General features: G+C 66.6%; 27 protein-coding genes and 1 pseudogene. 17 read left to right on the top strand and 11 right to left on the bottom strand.

The features are described 5' to 3' along the window. Positions 1–89: 89 nt before the first annotated feature. Positions 90–2,537 (bottom strand): VapE domain-containing protein, encoded by a 2,448-nt coding sequence (locus tag B447_RS21930; RefSeq protein ID WP_157384720.1) that lies wholly within the window; start codon positions 2,535–2,537, stop codon positions 90–92. 45 nt (positions 2,538–2,582) lie between these two features. After that, positions 2,583–3,095, bottom strand: coding sequence for a phage regulatory CII family protein (locus B447_RS17530; RefSeq protein ID WP_002943547.1), 513 nt, complete (start codon positions 3,093–3,095; stop codon positions 2,583–2,585). A 204-nt stretch (positions 3,096–3,299) separates the two neighbouring features. On the opposite strand from B447_RS17530, the gene B447_RS17525 reads away from it, so the two are divergent. Next, a complete protein-coding gene (locus B447_RS17525; RefSeq protein WP_002943546.1) occupies positions 3,300–3,512 on the top strand; it encodes a hypothetical protein in 213 nt (70 codons plus the stop codon). A gap of 119 nt (positions 3,513–3,631) precedes the next feature. On the opposite strand, the gene B447_RS17520 is transcribed toward B447_RS17525, so the two are convergent. Both B447_RS17520 and B447_RS17515 read right to left on the bottom strand, forming a co-directional pair. Beyond that, positions 3,632–3,901 (bottom strand): hypothetical protein, encoded by a 270-nt coding sequence (locus B447_RS17520; protein ID WP_002943545.1) that lies wholly within the window; start codon positions 3,899–3,901, stop codon positions 3,632–3,634. Positions 3,902–3,929: 28 nt separating this feature from the next. Further along, positions 3,930–4,202, bottom strand: coding sequence for a transcriptional regulator (locus tag B447_RS17515; RefSeq protein ID WP_002943544.1), 273 nt, complete (start codon positions 4,200–4,202; stop codon positions 3,930–3,932). 84 nt (positions 4,203–4,286) lie between these two features. Here B447_RS17515 and B447_RS22650 point away from each other — a divergent pair, with 84 nt between their 5' ends. From B447_RS22650 to B447_RS21925, 3 genes are read left to right on the top strand one after another with little or no spacing between them, the layout of a single operon-like run. Then, entirely contained in the window at positions 4,287–4,634 is a 348-nt protein-coding gene (locus tag B447_RS22650; RefSeq protein ID WP_157384719.1) for a hypothetical protein, read from the top strand. Continuing rightward, complete coding sequence (locus B447_RS17505) at positions 4,634–5,365, top strand: HipA family kinase (RefSeq protein ID WP_002943541.1); 732 nt, start codon at positions 4,634–4,636, stop codon at positions 5,363–5,365. Before B447_RS22650 ends, B447_RS17505 begins: the two co-directional genes overlap by 1 nt. Continuing rightward, positions 5,362–6,183: a hypothetical protein gene (locus B447_RS21925; RefSeq protein WP_002943540.1), complete on the top strand. Its 822-nt coding sequence runs from the start codon at positions 5,362–5,364 to the stop codon at positions 6,181–6,183. Before B447_RS17505 ends, B447_RS21925 begins: the two co-directional genes overlap by 4 nt. Positions 6,184–6,205: 22 nt before the next feature. Here the strand turns inward: B447_RS21925 and B447_RS17490 are convergent, their stop codons facing one another. Both B447_RS17490 and B447_RS17485 read right to left on the bottom strand, forming a co-directional pair. Further along, complete coding sequence (locus tag B447_RS17490; RefSeq protein ID WP_002943539.1) at positions 6,206–6,550, bottom strand: HVO_A0114 family putative DNA-binding protein; 345 nt, start codon at positions 6,548–6,550, stop codon at positions 6,206–6,208. Then, entirely contained in the window at positions 6,547–6,828 is a 282-nt protein-coding gene (locus B447_RS17485; RefSeq protein ID WP_002943538.1) for a toxin-antitoxin system TumE family protein, read from the bottom strand. Before B447_RS17485 ends, B447_RS17490 begins: the two co-directional genes overlap by 4 nt. A gap of 132 nt (positions 6,829–6,960) precedes the next feature. Between B447_RS17485 and B447_RS17480 the strand changes: the two genes are divergently transcribed. From B447_RS17480 to B447_RS22330, 12 genes are all read left to right on the top strand, one after another. Beyond that, positions 6,961–7,506, top strand: a complete 546-nt coding sequence (locus B447_RS17480) for a hypothetical protein (RefSeq protein ID WP_002943537.1) — start codon at positions 6,961–6,963, stop codon at positions 7,504–7,506. Beyond that, positions 7,503–7,730 (top strand): hypothetical protein, encoded by a 228-nt coding sequence (locus tag B447_RS17475; RefSeq protein ID WP_002943536.1) that lies wholly within the window; start codon positions 7,503–7,505, stop codon positions 7,728–7,730. Before B447_RS17480 ends, B447_RS17475 begins: the two co-directional genes overlap by 4 nt. Before the next feature lie 8 nt (positions 7,731–7,738). Continuing rightward, entirely contained in the window at positions 7,739–7,951 is a 213-nt protein-coding gene (locus B447_RS17470; protein ID WP_157384718.1) for a hypothetical protein, read from the top strand. Then, a complete protein-coding gene (locus B447_RS17465) occupies positions 7,948–8,604 on the top strand; it encodes a hypothetical protein (RefSeq protein WP_002943532.1) in 657 nt (218 codons plus the stop codon). The genes B447_RS17470 and B447_RS17465 overlap by 4 nt, the downstream gene beginning before the upstream one ends. Next, positions 8,601–9,131, top strand: a complete 531-nt coding sequence (locus B447_RS17460) for a hypothetical protein (protein ID WP_002943529.1) — start codon at positions 8,601–8,603, stop codon at positions 9,129–9,131. Before B447_RS17465 ends, B447_RS17460 begins: the two co-directional genes overlap by 4 nt. Next, a complete protein-coding gene (locus B447_RS17455; RefSeq protein WP_002943527.1) occupies positions 9,128–9,340 on the top strand; it encodes a hypothetical protein in 213 nt (70 codons plus the stop codon). The genes B447_RS17460 and B447_RS17455 overlap by 4 nt, the downstream gene beginning before the upstream one ends. Before the next feature lie 64 nt (positions 9,341–9,404). Next, positions 9,405–10,016, top strand: coding sequence for a DUF1566 domain-containing protein (locus B447_RS17450; protein ID WP_037983086.1), 612 nt, complete (start codon positions 9,405–9,407; stop codon positions 10,014–10,016). Between the two features lie 26 nt (positions 10,017–10,042). After that, the gene (locus B447_RS17445) at positions 10,043–10,504 is read left to right on the top strand and encodes a DUF1566 domain-containing protein (protein ID WP_002943519.1); all 462 of its coding nucleotides are present in this window, start codon (positions 10,043–10,045) and stop codon (positions 10,502–10,504) included. 20 nt (positions 10,505–10,524) lie between these two features. Next, the gene (locus tag B447_RS17440; protein ID WP_002943517.1) at positions 10,525–10,878 is read left to right on the top strand and encodes a four helix bundle protein; all 354 of its coding nucleotides are present in this window, start codon (positions 10,525–10,527) and stop codon (positions 10,876–10,878) included. 260 nt (positions 10,879–11,138) lie between these two features. Further along, entirely contained in the window at positions 11,139–12,281 is a 1,143-nt protein-coding gene (locus B447_RS17435; protein WP_002943515.1) for an RNA-directed DNA polymerase, read from the top strand. Continuing rightward, the gene (locus tag B447_RS21920; protein WP_002943514.1) at positions 12,278–14,440 is read left to right on the top strand and encodes a ParB/RepB/Spo0J family partition protein; all 2,163 of its coding nucleotides are present in this window, start codon (positions 12,278–12,280) and stop codon (positions 14,438–14,440) included. The genes B447_RS17435 and B447_RS21920 overlap by 4 nt, the downstream gene beginning before the upstream one ends. Beyond that, positions 14,437–14,700 carry a helix-turn-helix transcriptional regulator gene (locus B447_RS22330; protein ID WP_002943512.1) on the top strand — a complete coding sequence of 88 codons (264 nt, stop codon included), beginning with the start codon at positions 14,437–14,439 and terminating at the stop codon, positions 14,698–14,700. The genes B447_RS21920 and B447_RS22330 overlap by 4 nt, the downstream gene beginning before the upstream one ends. On the opposite strand, the gene B447_RS17425 is transcribed toward B447_RS22330, so the two are convergent. Genes B447_RS17425 through B447_RS17405 form a run of 5 tightly spaced genes read right to left on the bottom strand, consistent with a single transcriptional unit; the run spans position 14,701 to position 18,442 of the window. Next, the gene (locus B447_RS17425; protein WP_083491491.1) at positions 14,701–15,336 is read right to left on the bottom strand and encodes a tyrosine-type recombinase/integrase; all 636 of its coding nucleotides are present in this window, start codon (positions 15,334–15,336) and stop codon (positions 14,701–14,703) included. Next, entirely contained in the window at positions 15,276–16,895 is a 1,620-nt protein-coding gene (tnpC, locus tag B447_RS17420) for an IS66 family transposase (protein WP_002937033.1), read from the bottom strand. Before tnpC ends, B447_RS17425 begins: the two co-directional genes overlap by 61 nt. A 29-nt stretch (positions 16,896–16,924) precedes the next feature. Continuing rightward, complete coding sequence (gene tnpB, locus B447_RS17415; RefSeq protein ID WP_002937031.1) at positions 16,925–17,284, bottom strand: IS66 family insertion sequence element accessory protein TnpB; 360 nt, start codon at positions 17,282–17,284, stop codon at positions 16,925–16,927. Then, a complete protein-coding gene (tnpA, locus tag B447_RS17410) occupies positions 17,284–17,592 on the bottom strand; it encodes an IS66 family insertion sequence element accessory protein TnpA (RefSeq protein ID WP_002937029.1) in 309 nt (102 codons plus the stop codon). Before tnpA ends, tnpB begins: the two co-directional genes overlap by 1 nt. Then, on the bottom strand, positions 17,549–18,442 hold the full coding sequence (locus B447_RS17405; RefSeq protein ID WP_002943505.1) for an integrase arm-type DNA-binding domain-containing protein: 894 nt from the start codon (positions 18,440–18,442) through the stop codon (positions 17,549–17,551). The genes tnpA and B447_RS17405 overlap by 44 nt, the downstream gene beginning before the upstream one ends. Positions 18,443–18,693: 251 nt before the next feature. On the opposite strand from B447_RS17405, the pseudogene B447_RS17400 reads away from it, so the two are divergent. Then, positions 18,694–19,668: pseudogene (locus B447_RS17400) on the top strand (DNA mismatch repair protein MutS); the annotation flags it as partial.

Raw genomic sequence — 19,668 nt, 5'->3', positions numbered from 1 at the left:
TCAGCAACGACGCGGGCTGCAGCTTCCCAACCTCTGCGCAGAGGCTGGGAAGGTTGGGAGCGGAGGGTGGGAACGCAGCCACAGAGCGATCAGAACGGCGCACGGCTGCCCCCTTCGCTCGACGGCGGTGAAACCCGCACCGGCACTGCGCTGGCACGAATATCGCTTACACCCTTATTAATACTCGGCGGCGTGTAAAGACGACGGCGACCCGGGTCAGCGGCAAGCCGATCTTCCTTACGCCCGCAGCCGAGCTTGCGGAGGGTGATGCCGATGCGTGTCACCACCGCAGGGGTGAGCTTGTCCGGCGTGAGATTGAGCGGGCCTGCAGCCACGTCCGCCATGCTGAACGGGCCGGGCTGCTTATTGACCCAGTCGTACAGGTAGTCCTCGAACGGCTCGGGCATGCCCCGCTTGGCCTGCTCAGGGTTGAACAGCGCGCGCTGCTCGTCGTGCGTGGGCCAGCAGCGTTCGCCGCTGCGGTAGTCGTGCAGCGCCTCGGCAAACAGCAGCTCGCGCACGGCCAGCAGACCGTCGAGGTCGAAATCGCCCGCGCACATCACCGGCCAGAATCGGCGTGCCCCGGTCGCGTCCTTGAGGTATTCCTCCTCGTTGGTCGTCCCGATGAACACCGACTGGCGCGGCACCTTGATGATGCGTTTGCCATACGGGGGGCGATACTCGTCATCCTGCCGGCTGAGGAACGACTTTTGCTTGCGCTCCTCCGCCTTCATCAACGAGCCCAGCTCCGCGATCTCATAGACCCAGTGGCCCGGCAGCGCCATCAACGAGTCTTTGTTGCTCAGATCGAGGTCGGTATCGGCAAACCAGTGCCAGGACAGGATGCGCGCGGCAGTCGATTTACCCCTCCCCTGCTCGCCTTCCAGCACCAGGCAGTAGTCGAACTTGCAGCCGGGCTCCATCACGCGCTTGATCATGCCGCGAAGAAAGAACTGCCCGACCAACGCTACATACTCGCTGTGCTCCACGCCCAGGAAGTCGCTCAGCCAGTGCGCGTTGCGGCGCACGCCGTCCCACGGCGGCAGCGCCTCGAGTGCCTCGCGAACGGGGTGGAAGCGGTGTCTGCGTGCCAGCACCTCCACCGCCTGCGCTACGGTACTCGCGCTGAACTCCACCCCCCACTTGCGTTGAAGCCAAATGGCCGTGGTGATGTCGAGCAGATCCGTCCATTCCCCAGCGTCCGGTCCGTTGCGCTCGCATGGAATCGGGCGGCGAAACTCTGTCTTCTCAGCGAACTCGTTGTAGCCGATCGCGCCGCGCCACTCGCGCATGCACGACAGGATCAGCTCCGCATTAGCGAGACACGGGCTGATGTCGCCCTTCTTCTCGAGCAGATCGCGTTCCCACTCGTCGGGCGGCTCGTCGTCACCGGGGGGAGCACCGGGCGCACCTTGACCGGCCCCCGCGGGAGCTGCCGTCGCGGTGGGGGCGAAGTCGAAGTGCGCCGCATCGTCATCCGGGACAGGCGGGCGGGGATCGGCCGGCGGTTCCGTCGGCGGGGGCGCAGGTGAGGGTGAGGGTGAGGGTGAGGGAGGTGTTGCCTTGTGCGCACGCGGCTTTCTTGCCCGCGCCTTGGCCCAGGGCGACACCCACCCCGCCGCTTCGGCGCGCGCGAACACCGTTCCCATCGAAATGTTCGTGGGCTTGAAGCCCGCCCAGCGCTTGGCGGTATCGTCCGGCCCGGCGTACTTGGGGCTGCGCGACGACCACGCGTCCCACACCATGTAGCCCGGTGCGCCCAGTTCCACGAGCGCCATGCCGGTTTCGATCCACTCCGCGTACTCGTCGGGCGACAGAAACGCCAGCGCATCTTCGGCCAGCGCCACCGTCTCCGCCCGGCTGCGCTGGCGCCCGCCTCCGATATCCACCGCCGTTGCGGGTGGCGCGGCCGGCACCGCCACAGGCGCGGCGGCGGCCGGCTTACCCTTCACCGTGACGTACAGCCGGCGCAAGGTCACCTGCGAGATCTCGCGCACCTCGTCAGGGCCCCCGCACCAGGCGCGGCCGGTGAAGGTGAAATACTGCCGCCCGGTGAAGACCTCGATCCCCACCTTGTTGTTCTTGAAGGTGCTCACCTCGCCATCGGCCGGCGCGGCGCAGATGATGTGCACCCCGGTGCCCGAGGGCGAGTACTCAGTGTAGCTGTCGCAGGCCAGGATGATCGACAGGCAGCGGTCCGCCACCTCGCCCGACTCGGCATCGATCATCCCGTCCAGGTCGATGCCCAGCAGGCCATCGCCGGGCAGGAAGGCAAACCCAACCCCGTCGAAATCGCCCCGCCCGGCCGCTGACACGGCCGCGGCGAATGGCACCAGGTGCGAGCGGTCGCGCTCGCTCCCCTGCTCTTTCCACCGCCGGCCACCGTCCGCGTAGTAAGGCATCTTGCGCGGCTTCTTCTCCGGCGTCTCGCCCGGCTCATAACGCCACAGCAACCACTGTGCGCGATCAGCAAGCCCGGCCGGCGCAGCGCCGGGCAGCGGATTGCGCGCGCGGAACTCGGCCCTGTAGGCGGGCAAGTCACCCCAGGGAGGTGGCAGGTCGGTTACACCCTGCATAACGCCTCAGCGCACCGCAGAGATCGGGTGGACAACGTCGTCACCAGGCTTAACCTGGCTTTCGACCTCCTTCAGGAAGGCATACACCGCCCGGACAACGCGGTTTCCGGCCACCCGCAACGCCGCCACCTCGTCGAGTGTGATGAGCCCGTCGCGGCGCGACTCAGTGTACTCATGCGCCAACTCGCCAAAGCGGCGCATCATCTCCAGCTGCGCCTGCAGCAGATCGCCCTCACCGGCCTCGCTCACCGGCAGCGGCACGAACAGCCCGCCGAACCCTGCGCACTTGGCCTCGATGTAGCCCGTCGCGCCCGTCTTCTCCAGGATTGCCGCGGCTATCGCGTCCGCCTCGTGGTCGGTCACCTCGTAGTTCGGCATGGAGTCGCTGAACTTGTTGTACAGGATCCCGGGGCTACGCCCGATCAGGCGCGCCAGGGCAGCAATACCGCCGGGGTAGTGCTTAGCGTCCGCATGCAGCGCCAGAACAGCGTCTGCGCGGTCAGGAGTTGCGTGAGTCATCTTGTTATTCCCTCAGTCCCCTTCTCGAAACATCACACCTAGACTCGCCTCAACCTCAGCCGAAAAAGAACGCCGGGCGGCACCGCCACCCGGCGCAAACAGCCGAGACGGCCGAGGGAGACAAGCATGCAAAACGGGCGGCGCGCCCCATGCGGATAGAATTGGAGATCTCACCCACCATGTTCATCACCACAGGAGCGCACCATGAGCAGCTCGATACCGTCCGTCGTGCATCCGAAGCGATTCACGATCAAGGGGATCTACTTCGAGGTCGTCTCGTTCGATCCGCTGACCGATCAGCAGGCAGCCAGGCTGGTGCAGGCGTTCTATCGCTCGCATCACTTCACTCGGAAAGATCAAGGCAAGGTTTTTCGGGTCGTGACGATTGCGGATCAAAGTCGCGCAGGACTGCTGTAAGCAGTGCCCAGTCAGCCACTGGGACCACCAGCCGCGACCCGTTGCGGCCGGACAGGACCTCGACGTTCTCGCGCCTGGCATCGACACCGATGGCGAAAGGTGTCGTCAGGGACTGCATGTCACGCGGCCTCGTGGTGGTCGACCTCGGAAGGCAGGCCGGCTTCGGCCATCGCCTTCGAGAACGCAACAAATCGACAGCCGACGGGCAATGCGGGCGCCTTGAATCCGAAGACAATCGAGCTGATCAGGACAAGGCAGCCATCCTCGATCCTCGACTGGCCGTCCCAGTCATCGACGATGCGACTGCAGCCGAAGTGCGCGGCGAGCGCCTGCGCGTTGCGGGTCTTGCCGCAACCTTGCGGGCCATGGATCAGGACGGTGTTGGACATGCGATTGCTCCTCAGAGGTTGTGCCGCGTCACGCGGCCTCGTGGTGATCGATCGGGGCATCGATCTCGACGGCCGGCTCGCCGCCCTTTCTATAGCCACACGCAGCGAGCAGCGCGGCGAACTGGGGGCGCAGGTCGGCCACGGTGACGGCGCCGGCGGTCTCGCGTTCGATGGCGAGCGCCAGGGGTTCGGAGCACGCGCGGTGGCCATGTGCGATCTGGCTGAGGTAGGCCGATGACGTGCCGACCTTGCCCGCCAGCGGCTTCAGCCCGTGCGCCTTGGTGTAGTCCTTGAGTCTCATGCTCAGAACGATAGCAAACGCTAAGCCCTGAGGCAATAGCAGCTATCAATTTACCGATTGCTATCGTCGTTTGAGAATCCCGAAATGCCAGACGATCCAACCCGCGAAACTCGATTAAGCGCTCTTCGTGAACTCGTAGAGTCTGCAGGCGGCCCGGCAGCGTTTGCCCGGTTGCACGACGGCGTCGATCCGACTTACGTTTCGCAGCTGCTGAACCGCCACCGCAACTTCGGTGAACGAGCGGCACGAAACATGGAGAAAAGGCTCGGTCTTCCGCACGGCCACCTTGATCAGCAATCCCCGCGCAGTCTTCCGCCTGCGGATCAAGAGTTCCTCGCCACCGTCACCGAGGGCATTGCCACTCACGAGCTGCCCGAGCACGTGCGCCAGGCGATCCTGACCCTGATCTCCAGCTCTCCGGAAAAACACTGATGCTGCGCGGACGCCTGATCCCGGACACCGAGACGCCGCTCGACGACGGCGCCACCCAGCCCCCGCCGATGCGCGCGAAGATTCGCCTGGACGACGGGCGCAGCGTGCAAGCCATCGTCAAGCGGCTGCCCCCGCGCGAACTGGCGGTCGAGTGCTTCTGCGCGCAGTTGCTCGAGCGCTGGGGCATCCCCACCCCGCCGGCCGCCCTGGTGCGCGACGGCGACGCCCTGCTCTTTGCCAGCCTGGACACGCACTACCCCAGCCTCAAGCGCCGCTTCGGCATCGCCTCCACGCTATCCGCGCCGGAACGCGCCGCGCGCGCCCTGGCCGCCGCACGGGTGGTGCGCGAGTGGGACGAAACCCCGCTGGTAATCGCCGCCGACGAGGCGCTGGGCAACCACGACCGCAACCTGGGCAACATCCTGTGGGACGGCGAATCGCGCAGCTACATCGACCACGCCGCGGCGCTGGACCCGGCGGCCAAGGGCATCAACAAGCTGGCCGGGCTGATGCTGGCCGTGGGCGCCGCCGAGCGCATCGAGCGCGCCGCGGTGGCGGCGTGCTTTACCCTGGCGCACGAGGCGATCAGCGCGGCGGCCGAGCAGCTCCCCGAAACTTGGCTAGAATGCCGAGAGGCGTTCGAGCAGTTCGTTGCCGAGCGCCTGCCGAACCTAGCCAACAGGGTGATCGCATGCTTTCCGAAACCGCAAAAGGACTTGCTCAGCCCGTGAAAGACGGCTGGGTGCCGGTTTTCTGGGAGCCCGTGGCGGGCACCGGCGAGCGGCTCATGGTCGGCGTGGTGGTGTGCTTTGCGGGGCAGATCAGCACGCACCGCATCATCCGCGACGACGCGCTGCAGGCGCTGTACGGCAAGGCGCTGGGGCGGCCGCAGGCGCTGATCGAGTTCGGCCTCGACGACCTGCGCACCGTGGCCGAGCACCGCGGCCTGGCCGCCCTGGAGGGCGAAGCCAGCATGGGGCTGACCTGCCTGCGCGCGCGCCACACCGAGCCCGAGAGCGTGGACGACGCGTTGCGCACCGCCGCAACGATGTTCTCCAGCCTGGCAAACATCGACCTGGTGGATGAGCAGGACGACACCGATGCGCCCAGCCAGGACGAGCAGGTGCGCCACTGGACTATCGACGTGCGCGAACGCGTGGTGGCCCGGCGCCCGGACCTTTCGGCCGGGTTCAACCGCCGCGCCAAGTTCTACCCCGACGGCGAGCCGGTGCGCTTCGGCTTTCTCAACGACCGCGCGGTGATCCATTTCGGGGTGCTGCGGCCAGTGCAGCAGCCCTCGAGCCTGCGCGATGCGCGCGCACGGCTGTGGGAGTTGGCCCGCGCGCAGGAAGCGGCGCGACGCCCCCACGCGGCGCTGCTGCTGGCCGTGCCGCGCGCCAACGACCCCGTGCTGGGCGACAAGCAGCGCGCCTCCGCGCTGCGCAACCAGCGCGAGATCGAGCGCGAGGCCGACGACGTGAACATCCGCCTGAAGCCGGTAACCAGCGCCGAGGAAGGCGCCACCGCGTTGCTGGAGATGGCCGAGTAAGCCTGGGCCGCGGCAAACGCGCTCAGGCCGCCTGCGCCAGGGCGAGGCGGATCTCGACCTCTTCGAACGGCACGCACACCGCGTCGTCGTCGGTGCGCTCGATGAGGTTGAGCTCGGCGAGCTTGGCCACGTCGGTATGCACGTTCGAGTAGTTGCGCCCGGCCGCCTTGGCGAGCGCATACACCGAGCATGGCCCCGCCCGCCGCAACACCCCGAGCAAATCCAGTCGCGCCGGCGTGACCTCGGCGAACAAGGCGCGCGCCGACTCGAAGGCCAGGTGGTAATCGGCATCGCCCCCGGCCGCCAGGTCGGCCAGCGCGGCATCGAAGATGCTGTTCGGGGCTGCCACTTCGATGATGGCTTTCATCGCGTCCACTCCTTCACGTCGTTCATGAAATCCGCCACCAACTGGCGCGGCGTACTGAACTCATAAGTCTCTTCGCGTTCGCCGACGTGGCGGTGGTCGCCCTTGCCGCGCTCGTTGTCGTAGCGCACCACGCACACCCCATCCACCACATAGGCCAGCCGGTACTTGTACGGATGCCGGCAGGGTTCCAACGGCGCATCCAGCTCCCAGATCACCAGGTGGATCGCGCTGCCGTCGTCGCGGCGCTCTGTTCGGCGGGTCAGCGGCTTTGCTTTCATGTATTGCATCTTAGCAATACATGACAAGAAAGCAATACGTACGCGCTGACGGCAAAATCTTAGCGTTTGCTATTGATTAGAACGATAGCGTTTGCTAACCTCTGTTCGCACTCACCGCCAATGGAGCCCGCCATGCAAACGTCTGCACACCCCTCCCCACTACGCGCCATCGCCGAGCGCGTCGCCGCGCTCAACCCCGACGCCGGTCTGATCGGCGCCGGGATGCTCACCCAACTCGTAACCGAGGCTCGCCGCGCCCTGGGGGGTGAGGCCGCAGGGGGTGGTGGAGCACCGGCCACGCCCACCCTGATGGCCCTGGCCGAGCAGACGCTGCGGCAGCGGCACGAATCGGACCTGAGATTCCTCGCCTGGCGCACCGACGAACTGGCAGCGATCGAGGCGGTGCTCGGCGGGACACCGATCAAGATCACCGGCATCACGCTGATGCAGGTAGGGCGCGATTCGGCGCCGGGCGGCCGTGGCCGGCTGTCGAACGACGTGCTGGTACATGCCGAGGCCATGGTGACCGACGAACCGGACGTGCGCGCCGCGCTGGCGGTGCTGCGGTCGTTCGGCAGCCCCCAGGGCAGCACCTTGTTCGAACACCCGGATGCACGCTGGCTGCTGTCAGTCCAGTGGCTGGACACCCCCATCGTTGTCGAGGAGATCGCAGCATGAGAAACCCCCTGAGCCCCATCGTGCGCCTGGCGCGCCACCTCCGCCTGCAGGCGGCCGAAGCAGACCTCGCCTACATGGAAGCACGCGGGCCGGCGGCGATCGCCCAGCAGCGCGCGCACGTGAACCGCCTGCGCGCTGCGGTGCAGGCGCCGCCCTTGCTGCCGATCAGCACAGAGGCAATCCGCCGGCGCATCGAACGCAACGCCAAGCAGGTGCTGCTGTGAGCCTGGACATGAACCCCTTCCCGGACTGCGCGGGCGGCCCAGACGAGCGCATCCCGGTAACCGTGATGCTGACCCCCGCCAGCGCCGCCCGACTGGAAGCGCTGACCGCAGACCTGCGCGCACTCGACCCCTCGATCGACGACAACGACGTCAGCGACGCTGTGTTCGACACAGGGCTGATGGCCTATGAACTTTCCTTGACTACGGAGCCCGCTCAATGAGCACCAAGAAAAACGCCACGCCGCTGCGCGACCAGATCATCGCCTTCTTGAGCGGGCAAGAGGAAGCCACGCTCAAGCAGATCGCGGCCGCGACGACAGAGCGCGACTTCCCGTCGCGGGTCACGACCGAGCTCAACCGCCTGCGTACCGACGCGGTCGTCGAGTGTGCAAAAAAGAAGGGCAAGAACGAGTTGTGGTACTGGATCAACTCCCAGCCGGCGGTGGAGCAAAACACCGGCAGCAGCGTAGCAGGTGCCAACGCGACTCAACCTGCGGGCGCTGCCGTCCAACACAACCCCGCACCGGTGCCTGCTGCCTCCCTCTCGGCAGAGCCGGCTGCGGTGGACGAACCGATTGAAACGGATCTGCGCCAGCAACTGGACGTGGCCAATGCCGAGCTCGCCTACGAGCGCAGCGCGCGCATTGCGCTCCAGGAGCAGATTGAAAGCACGGCCGCTCGGACGCTGGAATCGATCGATCCCGCAGGCTACCTGGTGCGCGCGCCCAAGCGCCCGCTGCGCACCTTTAGCAAGGCTGAAGCCGCCCAAGCGGCCGCAATGGCAGCCGCGCGCAACGGCAGCGGGCGCGGCGAAGTGTTCGCACTCGTACCCGTCGGCAAGGCGGTGCGCGGCGCGGAATGGAGGGAGGCATGAACTATCAACCGACCTCGCTTTCTCGCGCCGACCGCCGCAAGTTCGAGAGGGCGATGCGGCGCGCGCCCCGCACGTCCCGCCAGAAACCTAGGCGTGCCGACCTACCCCTGCGCTTGATTCCGTGGAACATCCACGGCGTGTGGGCGCCACTAGACCGGATCCTGACCAAGCTCGAGATCGACGGCACCGCGGAGTATGTCGATGGCGAGCCCAAGCTCTACGACCCGGGCACGAACGGCTGGCACAACAGCGCGCAGGCAATCCGCGGCATCGCAGAGTTCTACCAGGTCGCAGCGCGCCGCAAGGCCTGGAAGGACGTTCCGACCGAGCCCATCACCCGCTTTGCGCGTTTGCTCGAGCTCGACGACGAGATCACCCAGCAGGACATCGACGACGTCCGCTCGTGCTCGGCTGTGCTACGCAAGCTCGCCGGCTCGCTCACCCTGCGCGAGGCCCGTGCCTACCTGGACGAGACCTGCATCAAGATCGAGGTCGAGAAAGCGGGGCTTGCGGAGAGCGCAACATGACCCGCCGCCACTCCCCATTGCAGCAGCTCAAGGAAGCCAAGCAGATCGCCCACGACCACGGCCTCTTCGTGGTCGAGCGGCAAGACGCGCGCGGCGTTACCAACTACCTGCTGTACCGCCAGACCCAGCCCCGCAACACCTTCGTTGGCCGTCGGCGCGACATCAGCGCACTGCGCGCCATGGTGTGCAAGGCAGCCAACTTCCACTGAGCCATGCGCTCCCGCCCCACCCTGAAGTAGCGCCACCCCCGCAACACAACCCCGAGGACCCACGATGGAAACCACTCCCGCAGCACCCCTCTCGATTGCCCCCGGAACGCCCATGGGCGGCGGCTTTTACGCCGGTCTAGTGAAGATCTCCGGCCAGGTCTACGCGCTCGTCATCGCCCCCAAGGCCACGGGCGAGACCAAGGGCTCCTGGCACAAGGACTATGCCGATGTGCCCGGCGCCAAGCACTACGACGACGGACGAGCGAACACCCGGGCGATGGCTGAAGCGGGCTGCCCGCTGGCGGCCTGGGCTCTCACGCTCAAGATCGACGGCGTCGACGACTGGTACCTGCCGAGCCAGGACGAGCTGGAGATCTGCTACCGAAACCTCAAGCCGACAGAGGACGAGAACCACTGCTACGCCCGCAGCGGCATCAACCTGGCCGCACCCGAACTGACCCGGCCCTACACGCCGGAGATGCCCGCACAAACCACCGCAGAGGCCTTCAAGGAAGGCGGCCTCGAGGCCTTCGATCCGGCCTGGTACTGGAGCTCATCGCAGCACGCCACCGACTCTGACTTTGCCTGGGGTCAGCGCTTCCTCGGCGGCTACCAGGACAGCTTCCTCAAGAGCTACGAGGGTCGTGCCCGCGCCGTCCGCAGATTTCCCATTTAATCATTCATCAATTTCTAGGTGACCCGATGACGACCATCACCCTCGATGCGGTAAAGGCCGAGCAACAGCGCTTGGCCAACATGATCGCCGCCCTCGAAGCGCAGGCGCTGGTGCAGACGTTTTCACTCCCCGCGACCGAGATCACGTTGCAGCCCGGCGAGCACTACGCCGGGATCATCCTTGGCAAGGACGGCGAGCCGGACTATCGCCTCATCCTCCTGCCCGGCGAGGCGGGGAACGTGACCTGGGCGCAGGCCTGCGAATGGGCGACCACCGCCGGCGGAGAGTTGCCCTCCCGGCGCGAACAATCCCTGCTCTTCGCGAACCTTCGCGACCAGTTTCAGCCGCGGTGGTACTGGTCGGGCGAGCAGCTCGCCACCGACTCTGACTTTGCCTGGTATCAGCTCTTCCTCAACGGCAACCAGGACAACAACTACAAGAGCTACGAGGGTCGTGCCCGCGCCGTCCGCAGATCAGTGATTCATTAATTTAGTCATTTTTCATCCGCATGGCACTCCATACGACCCTGCCAATTTACAAGGTGGCTTACGACCTTCTCGACGCCATCACGGATCTCGCCAAGAACATGCCGAGGGACTTCAAGGCATCGATCGGCGGCAAGCTCCGGGACGAATGCGTCGAGATCGTCGTGCTGATCTTCCGGGCGAACACCGCCCGGGCGAAGGCGCCCCACCTCGAAGCCCTGATCGAGCGCCTGCAGGTGACCGAGCTACTGCTCCGGCTCGGCCGCGACAAACGCCTGATCTCCACGGGGCAATACGCCAAGGCGGTGGAATTGACCACCAGCATTGGCCGGCAGGCCGGCGGATGGCGCCGCTCCGCAATGTCGCCCGTTTCGTGATGGTCACGGCCACCATGACTGTGCGAAATCTTGATCTGGTCGCGCCGCTGGCCCACGAGGCCACCGCCATGCGCACTTCGGAGACCGCCGGCAGCAGCCGGGTCCGGTCCGGCGCAGTTTCCCCGCTGATCGGCCAAGACCTTCGGCGAGGCGACGTAGATAGCGCGATCGGTCGCAGCACGCCACCGACTCTGACTATGCCTGGAATCGGAACTTCAACAACGGCAACCAGAACAACAACAACAAGAGCTACGAGGGTCGTGCCCGCGCCGTCCGCAGATCAAGCCGCGTGCCCCCATGCGGGCTTTACGTTCGAGGCGCTGGCGGTGGCCTACTTCGCCTGCCGCAAGAACAAGCGCAACACCGCCAGCGCCCTCGCCTTCGAGCAGGACCTCGAGCGCAACCTCGAGCGCCTCTACGGCGAGCTCGCCGACGGCAGTTACCGCCCCGGCCGCTCGATCTGCTTCGTCGTCGCGCGCCCCAAGGCGCGCGAGGTGTGGGCGGCAGAGTTTCGAGACCGCATCGTCCATCACCTCCTCTACAACCACGTCGCGCCGCGCTTCTACCGGAGCTTCATCGCCGACTCGTGCGCCTGCATCCCCGGTCGCGGCACCCTCTACGCCGCCGAGCGCCTCGAGGCCAAGATCCGCAGCGTGACGCAGAACTGGTCGCGTCCGGTCTGGTACCTGAAGTGCGACCTGGCGAACTTCTTCGTCGCGATCGACAAGACCATTCTGCGCGAACAGCTCGCCAGCCGCATCCATGAGCCGTGGTGGCTGCAGCTCGCCGAGCTGATCCTGTTCCACGACCCGCGCGAGAACTACGAGATGCGCGGCGCCCGCGAGCTGCTTGAGCGGGTGCCGCCGCACAAGCAGCTCGCCAGCCAGCCGGCGCACCTCGGACTGCCGATCGGCAACCTGAGCAGCCAGTTCTTTGCCAACGTCTATCTCGACGCGCTCGACCAGTTCGTCAAGCACCGCGTTGGCGCGCGGCACTACGTGCGCTATGTCGACGACTTCGTCATCTTGCACGAGTCTCCGCAGTGGTTGAACGCTGCCCTGGCCGAGATCGAGGCCTTCCTACCGGGGAGGCTCAATGCCCGCCTCAACCCCGCGAAGACGCTCCTGCAGCCCGTCGATCGCGGCGTCGACTTCGTCGGCCACGTCATCAAGCCCTGGCGCCGCCGCACCCGGCGCCGCACCGTCGGCGTCGCGGTCGAGCGCGTGCGCCGGATCGACCAGGCCGACCTGTACGAGACCGCCAACAGCTATTTCGGTCTGCTGCGCCAGTCGCCGCAGAGCCACCACGACCGCGCCCGCTTGGCCAACACCCTGCGACGACGCGGCCACAGCATCAACCGCCCGCTTACCAAGACCTACCGCAAGTCTCGGAGGACCGCATGACCGCCCAACCCGCCTTCTACGACATCTCGCTACCGCACCTGGCGCCGAGCCCCACGAACCCGCGCAAGACCTTCGGCGAGACCGATCTCGCCGACCTGGCCGCCTCTATCCGCGAGCAGGGTGTCATGCAGCCGATCCTCGCACGTCCGTGGCCTGACGAGTACGACACCCCCGACGGCCGCGAAGAGCGCCCGCTGTACGAGATCGTCGCAGGCGAGCGGCGCTACCGGGCGTCGCTGCTCGCCGGGCTCGCCGACATCCCCGCTCTCGTCCGGCCACTCACCACCCGACAGGTACTCGAGGCGCAGATCGTCGAGAACCTGCAGCGGCGCGACGTCACCGAACTCGAGGAGGCCGAGGGCTACCAGCTGATGATGCGCGACCACGGCTACAGCGCCGACGAACTGGCCGACAAGGTGGGCAAGAGCCGCGCGTACATATACGGCCGACTCAAGCTCACCGCGCTGTGCGCAGAGGCGCGGCAGTTCTATCGGGATGGCAAGCTCGACGCGTCGCGCGCATTGCTCATCGCCCGCATCCCCGTGCCCGCCCTACAGGTGCAGGCTGCGCAAGAGATAATCCGCGAGGGACATTTCGAGGGCCCGATGTCGGCGCGGCAGGCCGCGACCTGCATCCAGAACCGCTATATGCTCGACCTGGCGAAGGCGCCGTTCGACCGCGCAGCGCACTACGTGATTACGGTCGAAGCCGGCCTCGGGGGCAAAGGTCCGCTGGGGCTGGTGACTTGCGTCGAGTGCCCCAAGCGCACCGGCAACGACCCCGAGGCATACCCGGGGATCCATCCAGACGTCTGCACAGACCCCAACTGTTACGCGGACAAGCGTGCCGCGCACCTGGCCCAAGCCGCAGCGCGCGCCCGCGAGGGCGGACACAAGGTCATCACCGGCGAGGCGGCGAAGAAGATCGCCCCGCACGGCATCTACGGCCCCACCGCCGGCAACTACGTGGCCCTTGACGAGAAGGACTACTACGGCGGTCATTACCAGACCGCACGCAAAGCGATCGAAGGGCAGGACGTGCAGATCGTGATGCTCGAGGACCACCGGAAGGGCACGCTCGTGCCGATGGTGGCCAAGCAGGATCTGAGCGAAGCGCTCAAGGCCGCCGGAATCAAGCCAAGCAAGAGCAACCGGGACCCGCGTGAGCTCGTGCGCGAAAAGGCGCGCAAGGCCGAGAAGAAGTTCCGGCGCGCGCTGTTCGATGCGCATCACGCGGCCACGCGGACGCAGCTAAACGCCGCCACCACGACCAAGCCTGCCCTCAGTCGGGACGATCTTGCGCTGATCGCCCGCCAGTTTTTTGCCGCACGCGGGAGCGAGACGAGCAAGATCCTCGCTCGCATGTACGTCCCCGACGCCCCCCCGCGCGGCCCCGGGGATTCCGAGTACCAGGACGAGGACTACCGCCGCTGTCGGCGACTGACCGAAATGATCGAGGAAGCCGATGCGCCGCAGCTCATGCTGCTACTACTCGATCTAGCGCTGGTGAGCACCTTGGACGTGCCAACGTACGGGGACGATATCGCCACGCCGGCGCCCTTGGTCGCTGCTGCTGAGCGGGCCGGACTGGACGTCGACCGGATTCGGGCATTGATGACACCCCAGGCCGGCGTGGCGATATCAGCGCCTACCCCTCCCCAGGCTGCGCCGGCGGGCGAGTACTCGGCGCCGACGTTCGAGGCTGGCCAGCGCGTGAGGATCCGGCCCGGCGCGTGCTGGGACGACGGTACGCCGATCAATGCCGATGATACCCCTGGGACGATCCAGGGCGCCGCCGGCGGCGATGGCTATGACGTGCTGTTCCACAATGGCACCCGCCGTCACTACCTTCCGGCGATCGCGCTCGAGCACGACGCGCCGGAAGCCCCTTCTACCCCTCCCCAGGCTGCGCCGGCCGGCGACGAACCCGCCCAAACCCAGAAGGCCAAAACGGCCGCTCGCGCGAAACAGGCTGCGCCCGCGCGCGCCGTGAAGCCGACGAAACCCAAGGCCCAGGCCGCTAGCGCGGCGAGAAGACCGAAGGAAAAGGCAAAGACCAGCGGCCGCGTGGCCGCGGCCGGAGGAAAGGGGAGCCCCGCGGACGAACTGCCGCAGTATCGCTGCCCGAATACCATGGACATGCTGGAAGGGACAGTATGAGCGCGCAGAAAAGAATCCCCGTTAACCCGATCTTCATGGATCTGCCAACGGTTGCGCTGGCGGTGGCACTTTCGGAGTCGACGGTTCAGGAGTTGGTGCGCCAAGGACAATTTCCACAGCCTCGGCAGATGTCAGGGCGCCGCGTAGGCTGGCTCGTGCGCGAGGTGCAGGAGTGGGCCGAGTCCCGTCCAGTATCGAACCTTCCGCCACCTCCAAACACCGGCTCGCCAAAACCACGCGCAGCTAGAGTGACAGCATGATCAAATTGGCTGCGCCAGCGCCTCGATGCGCTCCGAGAGCTGGCGCAGCCATTCAATCCGCTGTTCGTCATACTGATGGCGGTTGTACACGCCAGCCACCCCCGGAATCATGTGGCCGAGCACCGACTCCGCCACATCCCCCGGGCAGCCCATAGCCGCCAGCAGCGTCCGCGCCGACCGGCGAAGATCGTGCGGAGCCCAATGCGTCACCGGCAATCGAGCGCGCTCGATCTCGGGCCGCGTCGTGCTGTACGGCTGATGGTAGTAGACGGCCACCTGCACGGCCTTCTGCTCCGAGTGCGTTACCTTGCCGTCGCGCCGCTTGGCCGGGAACAGCCACCCATCTCCAAATCGTTCCTTGCGGCGCAGCACCACATTCAGTGCCCGCCCAAACAGCGGCACACGCAAGTCCGTCGCATTCTCATGCCGCGCATTCTTGGTCTTGGCCTTCGGGATCGTCCACCACCAGATCCCACCCGTCTCCTGGCGGACCTCCCTCCCCTCAAGCGCCACGATCTCCGCGCCGCGCGTGCCCGTCCATAGGTACGTAAGCGGTAACCGAGCGGCGTTCTTGCCTACTTCGAGCGCGGGTGGAGATCGGATCGAAGCGGATTGGCCGCGAAGTGTTGCTTCCACAGCCTTGGGGTGAGTTGCGCGACATCGGCGGCAGGGTGCTGGCCGACGCGCTGGAGCACATCGACCAGATAGGCATAGGGGTCGATGTCGTGCAGGCGACAGGTGGCGATCAGGCTCTGCGCGATCCCCACGTATTTCGCGCCGACCTCGGTCCAGCAGAAGAGCCAGTTGCGGCGGCCCATCGGCACTACGCGTAGCGCCCGCTCGAGGTGGTTGGTGTCGATCGGCACCTCGGGGTCGGCGAGGTAGACCTCGAGGGCGGCCCGGCGCTCACGCACGTAGGCCAGGGCAGTGGTCAGCGGTGAGCTCGGCAGTAGCCCCTGGGATTCGAACTGGGCGTCGACCCAGTCGAAGAACCGGTCGACCATCGGCTTGGCCTGGGCGAGCCGGTATGCGCGGCGTGCCTCGCCGATGAGTTGTGCCTCACGGATGTGCTGCTCTACCGCGTAGAGCTGGCCGATCATCTCCAATGCCTGCGTCGCCCGTTCGGGCTCGATCGACTGGGCCTCGAAGAATTTTCTTCTCGAGTGCGCCCAGCATTGCGCGCGCGTGAGCCCGCATTTTTGTGCGTAACGTTCGTAGGCCGCGTAGCCGTCGGTGAGCAGCACCGCCCCCTCGGGCGGTGGGTCGGTCCCCAGGGTCTGCGCAATGTGTTTGCCACTACGCCCCTCGTGATAGGCGAAGCAGATTTCGTCGCGCTCGCCATACACCGGCCAGAAGTAGCCGCCCTTCATCTTCCCCGGGCCGGCGCGCCCGGCCTTGATCGGGGTCTCGTCCATCGCCTTGATGCGACTTGCGCGGATCGAGTCGAGCTGGGCCGTAAAGACCGGCTCGAGCAGCGCGAGCGCCGCGTGGGTGAGCTGCGTGAGCCACGGGCGCGAGACCCGGATGCCGTTGTCCCCGAGCCGCTGATGCTGGCGGTACAGCGGCTGGTGGTAGCAGAACTTGTCGGTGATGAGCCCGGCGATGAAGCTCACGTCGGCGCGGCTACCGTCGATCACCCCGGCGGGGGCCGCCGGGCAGTGGATCGTCTGCGTGTCGCGGCGCTTGATGACCGGGCGTACGTACTTGAGGATCACGTAGCTGCCCGGGCGCTGCGCCAGGCGATGGCTCACCTTCTCGCCGATCACCTCGAACTGTTCGGCGGTGAGGCCCTCGGTCTCGGGGTTGGCGAGCGTGATCGTCTCGACCGGGACGCGCGTCTCGTCGAAGAACAGCGCCGAGTCGTCCTTGCTCTGGGTGAAGTCGGTGCGCGACGCACGACGGGTGTGTCCCGCCACGGTCTTGCCGGGGACATCGGGCTGTGTGTCGGGGATCGGCAACTCGCCCAGATACATCTGCGTGGTGTCGGGTGACACCACGCGCTTCTCGCTCTTCTGGCCAAAGAGCTGGCGGCGGAACCACTCAAGCTGATGCTTGAGTGCCGCAAACTCGAGCCGCATCGCATCCATGTCGCGCTGCAAGGCGACGTTCGCCTGCGCCATCTCGACGATGCGCTCGGGCGCCCACTGGGCGGCCTCGGCAAGGGTCGGAACGGGGGTGCAGTGCGGCGCGGGCATGGCGCGTATTTTACCGCAGAACCCAGCATTCATGCGGGTTGCACGGCGTTTGCGGGCAGTTGGAAACGGCGCTTGGTGCGGGCCGGCTCGATGCCTTCGAGCAAGAGTTTGAGCCCGGTCCAGTCCATCTGGCGCGTGCGGACCTGCGCCCAGTTCGACACGAAGCGCCCCTGCTCGAGACGCTTGGCCCACACGCAGAATCCGGTGCGATCCCAGTACAGCACCTTCATCTGCGTGCCGCGTCGGTTGATGAACACGAACAGCTCGCCCGACAGCGGATCGCAGCCGAGCGCCTGGCGTGTGAGCGCGTACAGGCCGTCGAAGGATTTGCGCATGTCGACCGGGCGGCCATAGACATGGACCCGGACCGCGCCTTCGGGGAAGAACATCAGCCGCGCGACAGGTGAAGGATCACGCCGTCGCCCAGGTCGAGCCGCAGTTCGAGGCGACCCGTGCCGCCGAGTTTGAGCGTGCCGGCGTCGACGAAGCCAGTGGCCTCCATCGCCAGCGCGGCAGGCTGCGTACTCGGCTCGCCCAGCAGGCTACGCCAGCGCCGGAAGCTCGACTCGCTGAGCCCCTCGCGGGCGCAGAACGGCTCGATCCCCAGGCCGCTCGCGGCAAACCGCGCAAAGACGGTTTCCCACTCCTGGCGGCTACGCCGCCGCCACTTGTTGTTGGTCGCTGTCGCCCTGGTCACTGCCGGCTCCTCCCTGATGAATGTGGGAGGGATTGTTCCGCGTGGGCGCGGGCGGGCAAAGAACGCCGCTCAGTGACCGGTTACATAGGTACAGCGTCAGCGCATCCTCCACCAGTGCCGTGAAGTTCGGCAACCATCGGACCAGCGTACCAATCTCCTCCGGCGACAGCACGCGCTTTGCCGTGCCGATACGCTCGCCGGCGATCTTCTTCCCCTTCGACTTGATCTTCCCGCGCAGGATCTGGCGCCACCAGTTGGGTACCGTGTCCGGCAGCCGGCCGGCGTCACTCGCATAGTCCCAGGCCGCACCTAGTTCGGAGCGCAGTTTTTTTGCCTGAACTGGCGCAGTCGCGGCGTGGTGTTGGATCAGATCGAAGGCGTGCGACCGCGTCACCTCCGCCGCCGCCATGACTCCGCACGGCCCGAGCATGGTGTCGAACATCCTCCGGACCTCATCGGCGCCCTTCTTTGCGCGTGACAGGCGGACGTAGCCCTCGTAGTAGTCGGTGCAAAGGTCGGCCACGGTGTAGGCGGCCTGGATCTGCGCGGCCTTGGCCTCTGCGTGGGCCTGGCGCTTTTCCTCTCGCGCCTGCTTCACCTCGAGCGCGGGGTCGACGCCGGCCTCGCGGGTGGCGCGCAACTCCTCCCACCTGGTCACAGCCGCATGCAGCGACATGGCTGGCCAGCGGCCGATCTTGGTCTGGCGCATGCGACCGTCGATCGGCGACTTGTACCGATAGATCCACGTCCGGTACTGCGCGCTGGCCTCGATGCGGAGTCCGGGAAAGTCAGGGCTGGTAAGATGCTGCCCCGCGGGGAGGAGCTTGATGGTGCGGGCGTCGAATGTCATGGCAGCGTAAGTTCTCAAGACCTCCGCCAGCGGCGTAACATCAGTTTTCGAAGTGCGGCGTAGGAATCGCTTAAAGAGACTGCGAAAAGCTACTCCGTAATGCAAGTTTTGACAATCGTTACCGGGCGTTGCTGGAACTAGACGCACGTACAGCTAAAAGGCTAGAAGCCGCACAAATGCTGGAAGAAAGAGAAGAAATCCAAGCTCAACAACGGCTTAGCGAAGCCGAAATAGCCGCCCACACGCCCATGATGCAGCAGTATCTGCGCATCAAGGCCCAGCACCCGCGCACCCTGCTCTTCTACCGCATGGGCGACTTCTACGAGCTCTTCTTCGAAGATGCCGAGAAGGCAGCACGGCTGCTCGACATCACCCTCACCACACGCGGGCAGTCCAGCGGCAAGCCGATCCGCATGGCGGGCGTGCCCTTTCATGCCGTCGAGCAGTACCTCGCCCGCCTGGTCAAGCTGGGCGAGTCGGTGGTGATTGCCGAGCAGGTCGGCGAGCCGGGCACGACCAAGGGGCCGATGGAGCGTGCGGTGAGCCGCATCGTCACGCCGGGAACGCTGACAGACGCCGCCTTGCTCGACGACCGCCGCGACGCCCTGCTGCTGGCGGCGAACATGCATCGCGGCGTGCTCGGCCTGGCCTGGCTCAACCTCGCCAATGGCGATTTTCGCCTCATGCAATGCCCGTCGGACGCGCTGCAGGCGCAGTTCGAGCGCCTGCGCCCGGCCGAGGTCCTGGTGCCGGACGGGCTCGCCCTGCCGCTCCTGGACAACCTGGCACCGGCGCTGCGCAGGCTCGCCGACTGGCAGTTCGACGCCGACACCGGGACACGTCTGCTCACCGGCCATTTCGGTACGCGCGATCTCGTCGGCTTCGGCGTCGAAGACCTGCCGGTGGCGCTCGGCGCCGCATCTGCGCTCTACGACTACGCCCAGGCCACTCAGCGCCAGACCCTGGCCCACGTCACCGGCCTCACGGTCGAGCGCGAGTCCGAATACCTGCGCCTGGACGCCGCCACACGGCGCAACCTGGAACTGACCGAGACCCTGCGCGGCGAGGCGGCCCCCACACTGCTCTCGCTGCTCGATACCTGCATCACCAGCATGGGCTCGCGCTGGCTGCGCCACGCCCTGCACCACCCGCTGCGTGAGCGCAGCGTGCCGACGGCGCGCCACGCGGCCGTCGCCGAACTCATCGGCGAGGCCGCCGCCTACGGC

This window comes from Thauera sp. 27, from assembly GCF_000310125.2.
Lineage (GTDB): Bacteria > Pseudomonadota > Gammaproteobacteria > Burkholderiales > Rhodocyclaceae > Thauera > Thauera mechernichensis.
The sequence above is the reverse complement of the archived record's forward strand: the minus strand, read 5'-3'. Positions and strand labels throughout refer to the sequence as shown.